At 66.5% G+C, this 272-nt stretch carries 1 protein-coding gene; it reads left to right on the top strand.

All coding sequences use genetic code 11. From position 1 onward, the window contains the following. The coding region (locus SB764_RS40280; protein WP_410866791.1) for an aldehyde dehydrogenase family protein at nucleotides 1–272 on the top strand (272 nt) is incomplete at both ends.

Raw genomic sequence — 272 nt, 5'->3', positions numbered from 1 at the left:
GAAGAAGCCGCGACCATCCTCGATCGCCTGGGTGTCGCCAAGTCCGCCTACACAGGCGGCGACATGGACGCCTTCTCGCCCGTCACCGGCGAGCGCACCGGCCAGCTGAAAACAGTCTCGCCAGCGAAGGCCGTCGAGGCCATCGACCGCGCCCATGTAGCATTCCAGAAGTGGCGCCTCGTTCCGGCGCCGAAGCGTGGGGAACTCGTTCGTCTGCTCGGTGAGGAGCTGCGCGCAGCCAAGGCCGATCTCGGCCGTCTGGTTTCGATCGA

This window comes from Paraburkholderia sp. SIMBA_027 (assembly GCF_046535315.1).
GTDB classification, from domain to species: Bacteria; Pseudomonadota; Gammaproteobacteria; order Burkholderiales; family Burkholderiaceae; genus Paraburkholderia; species Paraburkholderia tropica.
This window is presented reverse-complemented; position numbering and strand designations above follow the sequence as displayed.